The sequence below is a fragment of the Dialister sp. genome (assembly GCF_036343215.1).
In the GTDB taxonomy this organism is placed as follows: domain Bacteria; phylum Bacillota; class Negativicutes; order Veillonellales; family Dialisteraceae; genus Dialister.
In genome coordinates, this window is the sequence record NZ_JAZASU010000091.1 from 1 (window position 1) to 6,880 (window position 6,880).

Below are 6,880 nucleotides of genomic sequence, written 5' to 3' on the forward strand. Positions count from 1 at the left end.
ATGTTATAAATTTCCTCCGGAGGAAACCATGAAAGATACTTTGAAGAAGGGTTCTCTGATTCTGGCTCTAGCCGGTATGGTAGTTCTGTCTGCAGGCTGCGGCGGAAACGGGGCAGGAAGTTCCCAGAACGCTTCTGCTCCGGGACGGGTGATCAAGGTGGCTACGGAGGCCAATGATCCGCCTTACCGGTATGTGAGCGAAAAGAATCAGATCACCGGCTTTGAAATCGACCTGGTCAAAGCAGTTGCTAAAGAAATGGGAGCTTCCGTAGAATTCAAGGATATGAAATTTTCCCAGCTCCTTGATGCTGTTTCCAAAAAAGACGTGGATATGGCCATCGGCACGCTGACAGTGAACGAAAAGCGAAAACAGAAGGTGGATTTCTCGGACGTTTACGCCCATCGAAGTGCCTATACCGTAGTGGTTCCGAAGAAGGGCAATTCCATCCGCAGCGAAAAGGACCTGAACGGAAAGACCGTAGCCGTCAAGAAGAGTTCTACCTTTGAAACGAGAGCCAAAGAAATGGGCTTTGGAAAAGTAGTCCCCCTGGATCATTATGAAGATATTTACAAAGCCGTAGCCGATGGGAAAGCAGAAGCCGGAATCTCCGATGAACAGGCGGCCAATTATTACCTTCTCCATGGAGGCAGCGAAAAACTGACCGTAGTGGGCACACTGCCCGGCGGCAACAATTTTGCTATCGCTATCGGCAAAGACAATGGCAAATTGAAGGATGACGTGGATAAAGCCCTGAAGAAAGTCATGGAGAACGGCACCTATGATGACCTGACCAACAAATGGTTCTCCTACAAAGCGGCAGAAAAGAAATAAAAGCGCCCGGCAGGGGCATTATATATTGACGGCATTGACGTCAAAGTGATCAGAAAAGGTGGTCCCCATGAAATTGAATGGCGGACCACTTTTAAATAGGCCCCATGGAAATGGATTTAATTTCATAATAGCCTCCTCTTCTATTTAAAGATGGTACGACAAATGATCACTCTATCCCAATCTGCCCGAAAGGAGGTCTGCTCCAGCCTGAAATCATACAGATGACTTTTATTAGCGGATTATTTCAAATAAATTAAAGTTAATTTCACAAAACAAATTGATTAGAGCTTGAAAAAAGATAAATTTGTAATATGATAATATATAGAAGATTGTACGGTTATTTCCTCAGGAGGAAACTATGAAAAACTATATGAAAAAAGGACTGATTCTTTTGGCCCTGGTCGGTGCGGTGGGCCTGATTTCCGGCTGCGGCGATGCGGGGAAAAATGCTCCTGCTTCCTCTTCTGCCAAACCCGCTGTTTCGTCAAAAGTGCTCAAAGTAGCCACGGAACCTTATTATCCGCCCTTCCGTTACTGGGGTGACAGCAGCAAAAATCAGATGATGGGCTTTGAAATCGACCTGATGAATGCGGTAGCCAAAGAAATGGGAATGAAGGTGGAATGGAAGGATGAGAACTTCGATCGGCTCATTTCTTCCGTAGAGAAAAAAGACGTGGATCTCGCCATCGCTGCCATCACCATCAATGAAAAACGAAAAGAACGGATTGATTTCTCCGATCCCTACTACAAGATGAGCAAGTACCTCATTATTGTGCCAAAAGGCAGCCGGATCAAGACAGAAGATGACCTGAAGGACAAAATCGTGGCCACCAAGAAGGATTCCACCTCCGAAGCCAAAGTCATTCTCCTGGAACCGGAAAAAATCGTATCCAAAGACCATTACGAAGACGTATTCCAGGCAGTCACTTACGGAAATGCAGAAGCCGCCGTATCCAATGAACAGGCAGCCATGTACTATCTCCGTCATGGAGGAAGTGACAGACTCACCGTGGGCGGCAGCATTCCGACAGAAAACAACTTCGGTATCGCCGTGGCCAAAGACAATGGCAAACTGAAAGAAGACGTCAATAAGGCGCTGAAGAAAATCATGACCGACGGCACCTATGATAAACTCTCGGAGAAATGGTTCTCCGACCGGGCCGCAGAAAAGAACTGAGCCGTTAGAAATTGGAAATAAAAAAGAGTCGATTGCGTGAGCAGTCGGCTCTTTTTATTTCGCCCTGGTCCTTTTAGGACTGTATCGGGAAGGGTTTCCCGTGCGTGACGATTACGGATAGAGATAATTGGAGCGGTATCGGGAAATCAGTCACAACCTTGCCATGGTACTTATGAGGCTGATGCCGTACAGCTTTTATCGAAATTGCATCAATCGGTACGCGAAAAGGCTCCCCTCATAGCCTCCCCGAAGTTCGGGGAGGCTATGAGGGGGCTGTACTATGGTTCAAGTCGAAAATAAGAGAAAAGGAACATGTAACCCCGGAGAGCTCCCGCGAAGCGGGTGAGGGGGAACTGCACTTTCGGCTGTAAATTTTTTATACCGGGTTGCCCGGCGTCCCCCATCGGGGGAAGCTCCGCCGAAGGCGGTGAAAGGGGCCTACTATCGGAAGAATGCCCATTGACTCCAATAAATCCCAATAAAAAAGCACCGCGTGAGCGGTGCACCTTTACGAACCACGAATCACGAAATCTCGGAAGTGTCTCGACCGGGGCGTGCCGCGTTGAGGCTAATTCACGAAAACCGTAAGTGACTCAGGTCATTTATCTGACAATTGACTCCAATAAAATCTCACACATGCTGTTTCATGGTGATCCCAAAGAGGGTGACTGTCTTTTCGTGAGAGATGAGGTAGACCATGTAAGAGGAGCAGGCTGCCCGGATGCACTGGTCCAGGAGAAGGGCGATCCAGGTTCCTACGATTCCCATATCGAAGACGTAGAGGAAAATGGCGGTCATGATGGGGCGGATGACTGCTACGGACATGAAGGAGTAGGCAGCCACGGTTCCGGTGTATCCGCTTCCGCGGAGGATTCCGGCCCCCCAGAGTCCGATGGATTCGGGGAAGGATACGATAGCCACGAAGAGCATGATGATACCGCTCATGGCAAGGGAATCGGGATCGGTGGAGTAGAAGGAGAAGATTTCCGTGGAGAAAAACCAGGTGATGCCGCAGGAAATAGCGGAGAGGAGCATGGACCATTTGAAACCGGTCCTCTTATAGGCATGCCAGTCTTCTTTGCTGCCGCTTCCCATGGTCTGGCCTGCTTCTACCATATTGGCCTTGCCGAAGCCCATGATGAAATCCCAGTATACGTCACAGATATTCATGCAGATGGAGTGAACCGCAAAGGGTACGGTACCCATGCCGGCTGCCATGCGGGAGAAAAGGACCATACCGATTCGTTCGCTTCCCTGTTCGGAGAGGACGGAGGAGAAAATAGGAACGATTTCATCGAAATATTTCTGATCCGGAATCCATTTGCCTCCGGTGAGGAAACCGTCTTTATAAAGCATGCAGTAAGCAAGGATGAGAGAGAAAAGGGTGCTTACGGCAGTTCCGATAGCTGCACCTTCGACGCCCAGGGCCGGGAATGGTCCGAAACCGCGGATGAGGAGGAAACTGAAAATGGCATTCAGTATATTACCGCCCACATTGACTTTCATGATTTTGGCCGTATCCCCATAGCCCAGCTGCACGGCCTGGAGAATCAGGGTGAGAGAGGTGAAATAGACGCCCAGCAGGGCAAAGGGGCCATATTCCATAGCCAGTTCCAGATAGTCCGGCTTGGCACCCATGAGGAGGAATATTTCTTTCATGAAAATGAAGGCAAGGATGTGGAGGACACCCAGGGTAGCAGCACAGAGGGTGAGGGACTGCTTCAGAAGCTGGGGTACGTCCCGGCTTCCCGCTTCACCGGCTCCCGCTCTCCGGCTGGTGACGAGAGTGACCGCAGAGGCCAGAGACCTGGAAAAGCAGAGGAGCACGAGACGGGGCTGGAGGAAAATGCTGACGGCTGCTACGGAAAGGTTGCCCAGGGCGGAGACCAGGATGAGATCCGTGGAAGAGAGAAGGATCATAAAGAGTCCTTCCAAAGCTGCGGGAAGCGCGATACGCAGGTAGTGCCGATCGTAATGATTCATGGAAACTCCTCCGGGAAATAAATTTCCAGAAATATAATTTACAGAACAGATTGCCAGAATTGTCTGTCAGTTCAGCGTCTATATTCTATATGATATTTTTAATAAAAGCAATTGAAATTTTCAAGTCTTGAAAAATTCAATATTTTGGCATATAAAAAGCATGAATTTGGCATATTTACTACATCTGAAATGGTATAGTAAATCAATAATTGAATCGTACTGAATGCATGAAGATAGACATGACAATGCATGGGAGAACCGGATGGGATGGGAGCCGGAAACGGAGCAGACGGGCTTCGTTTAAATTTCACCATTCGGGATGCCTATATCTTTTATTGAAATATAATATTTCTATATTTCAAAGGACATGAAGACGCGGAAATGAAAGGAAGCCGGTCTCTTATGAACATATAAATCGAATAAATTAAAATTACATAATGTATTCGTTGGCGAAAACGACAACAGGTTGGTAAAATATAAACAAAAGTTAAATTGGCAATTGATTAGATTAAATAAACGTGCTATACTAATTTCGAAATAATGTATATAAGATTGAAGATAAACTAATAAAAGCTACGGGCAAGACAGTACGCCAGAAGACTGCGGCTCTTATCTCTTTATTTGTTGAGAGGGTTTTGGGAAGAACTCTCGGTTTACTATTGGGGTTGTATTTTACATTGCTATTTTCTTTATCCGACAAGGTCCCTGCTCTGGCCTTGCTTTTTTCGTGGGAAATTTCTATCCCCTGCCGGGGGATAGTGTATATATAGGTTATTTATTATTTAAGAAAACGGGAGATGGTAATTTTGGGAAAGAAACAATTGGCTATCCGGCTGGGCCAGATGGTGCTGGTCCTGATCGGGATCAGCTTCATCACATTCTGCCTGGTCATGCTGGCTCCGGGCGATCCGGTCCGCCAGATGATTGCCGGCAACGAAGATATCGTGGTCAGCCAGGTAGAAATTGATGCGCTGCGTCATGAACTGGGTCTGGATAAACCATTTATTTTCCAGTATCTGGACTGGCTGGGCCGTGTGCTTCATGGCAATTTCGGCTTCTCTTTCATGATGAAAAAACCGGTTATCGAGGCTATTGCGGAATCCCTGCCGGCCACAGTTATTCTGGCATTGGCTTCTACGGTTTTCATGCTTGTCTTCTCCATTCCTCTCGGTATTTATACAGCCGTGAAGAAGAATACCTGGTTTGACTACCTCATCCGCGGATTCTCCTTCGTAGGCGTATCGGTTCCGAACTTCTGGATGGGCCTTATGCTCCTCTGGATTTTCGCCCTGAAGCTGGGACTTCTCCCCATCGTGGGCGGCGATATTTCCTTTGAAAACCTGATTCTTCCCGCAACGACCCTGGGCATCGTCATGACGTCGAAATATACCCGTCAGGTCCGTGCCACGGTGCTGGAAGAACTGAATCAGGACTACGTCATGGGCGCGAGAGCCAGAGGGTTCTCTGAATCCCATATCCTCTGGAAAGAAGTCCTTCCAAACGCACTGCTTCCACTGGTTACCCTGCTGGGCCTTGCCTTCGGTTCCCTTTTGGGCGGCGCTGCAGTCGTAGAAATCGTATTCTCCTGGCCGGGCATGGGTTTCATGGTGGTCCAGGCCATTACCTATCGTGACTTCCAGACTGTACAGGCCGTAGTCCTCTGGATTGCCCTCATGTACATGGTCATCAATCTGGTCGTCGATCTGTCTTACCATCATCTTGACCCGAGACTTCGGAAAGGAGGCCGTTAATCGATGGAAAACCTTATTCGCGGTTTCAAAGAAAAGCCAACTTTCCGTTTCACCACTCTCCTGGTACTGCTCCTGATCCTGATCGTCATCCTGGCCCCTGTGATTTCTCCATATAATCCTCTGGAAGCCGTCATGAAAGATGCCAACCAGGCTCCTTCGGCAGCTCATCTCTTCGGTACTGATAAACTGGGACGCGACGTCCTTTCCCGTATCATTTACGGCGGCGCTTATTCACTGACCAGTGTACTTGCCCTGGTAGCTATCATTTTCTGCGTAGGAACGACCATGGGAGTCCTCGCAGGCTATTATGGCGGCATGGTGGATACAGTCATTATGCGTGTGGCTGATATGATGATTTCCTTCCCTGGCGTTATCCTGGCTATTGCTATCGCTGGCGTCATGGGCGGGTCCCTGATCAATGCCATGATCGCATTAACAGTCGTCACCTGGACGAAATATGCCCGACTGGCAAGATCAGTTGTATTGAAGATCAAAAAGAGAGATTTCGTGGATGCAGCCATTGTAGGCGGCGGTACTTCCACCCACATCCTCATTGCCCACATTCTTCCGAATATTATCCCGGTCCTCATCGTTACCGCAGTTTCCGATATCGGCGCCATGATGATGGAACTGGCAGGACTTTCCTTCCTGGGCTTCGGTTCCCAGCCTCCGGCACCGGAATGGGGCCTTATGCTGAATGAAGGCAGACAGCAGCTTCAGACCGCTCCCTGGCTCATGTTCTTCCCGGGCCTTGCGATTTTCCTCACCGTCGTAGTTTTCAACCTCTGGGGCGATGCCCTTCGAGACGTACTTGACCCGAGAGATGAGGATTGATTTGAGTCATCTGCCTGTTTAGTGTTTCGAGTCATTAGTCCTTTTCGTTTTTCGTTGATCGTTCTTCGTGAAGGTGGCCGCAACAAAAGAAGGCGGCCCATGAGAAAATGAATCTGTGATTCATTGAACGCCAAAGACCCGCGGCGAAGCCGCTATATAAGATTGGTTCGCGTCAGCGAACCATTGAATCTTACCCTTTGTCAAATAATCGGAATTCGAGTTTTTAGAAATGCGGTCAATTTTTATACAGTTGCCCTGGCCTGGGGATTTTATCAGATTTACATTCCGGCATCAAGGGGCTGA

The 6,880-nt window shown here is 48.4% G+C and carries 5 protein-coding genes; 4 read left to right on the plus strand and 1 reads right to left on the minus strand.

All coding sequences use genetic code 11. The features are described from left to right. A partial coding sequence (locus tag VZT47_RS08810) for a substrate-binding periplasmic protein (protein ID WP_330224594.1) occupies nucleotides 1-832 on the plus strand: 832 nt, incomplete at its 5' end. Nucleotides 833-1,190: 358 nt separating this feature from the next. Further along, nucleotides 1,191-2,009: a transporter substrate-binding domain-containing protein gene (locus VZT47_RS08815; protein WP_330224595.1), complete on the plus strand. Its 819-nt coding sequence runs from the start codon at nucleotides 1,191-1,193 to the stop codon at nucleotides 2,007-2,009. Nucleotides 2,010-2,639: 630 nt separating this feature from the next. Here the strand turns inward: VZT47_RS08815 and VZT47_RS08820 are convergent. Then, entirely contained in the window at nucleotides 2,640-3,992 is a 1,353-nt protein-coding gene (locus VZT47_RS08820) for an MATE family efflux transporter (RefSeq protein WP_330224596.1), read from the minus strand. Between the two features lie 797 nt (nucleotides 3,993-4,789). Here VZT47_RS08820 and nikB point away from each other — a divergent pair. Both nikB and nikC read left to right on the plus strand, forming a co-directional pair. Beyond that, nucleotides 4,790-5,743, plus strand: a complete 954-nt coding sequence (gene nikB, locus VZT47_RS08825) for a nickel ABC transporter permease (protein WP_296954596.1) — start codon at nucleotides 4,790-4,792, stop codon at nucleotides 5,741-5,743. Nucleotides 5,744-5,746: 3 nt separating this feature from the next. Continuing rightward, nucleotides 5,747-6,577, plus strand: coding sequence for a nickel transporter permease (gene nikC, locus VZT47_RS08830; RefSeq protein ID WP_330224598.1), 831 nt, complete (start codon nucleotides 5,747-5,749; stop codon nucleotides 6,575-6,577). The last annotated feature ends 303 nt before the right edge of the window (nucleotides 6,578-6,880 follow it).

Excerpts from the sequence above, each read along its gene's own strand:
- VZT47_RS08815 (WP_330224595.1), top strand. The coding sequence starts at position 1,191 with ATGAAAAACTATATGAAAAAAGGACTGATTCTTTTGGCCCTGGTCGGT.
- VZT47_RS08820 (WP_330224596.1), bottom strand. The coding sequence starts at position 3,992 with ATGAATCATTACGATCGGCACTACCTGCGTATCGCGCTTCCCGCAGCT.
- nikB (WP_296954596.1), top strand. The coding sequence starts at position 4,790 with ATGGTAATTTTGGGAAAGAAACAATTGGCTATCCGGCTGGGCCAGATG.
- nikC (WP_330224598.1), top strand. The coding sequence starts at position 5,747 with ATGGAAAACCTTATTCGCGGTTTCAAAGAAAAGCCAACTTTCCGTTTC.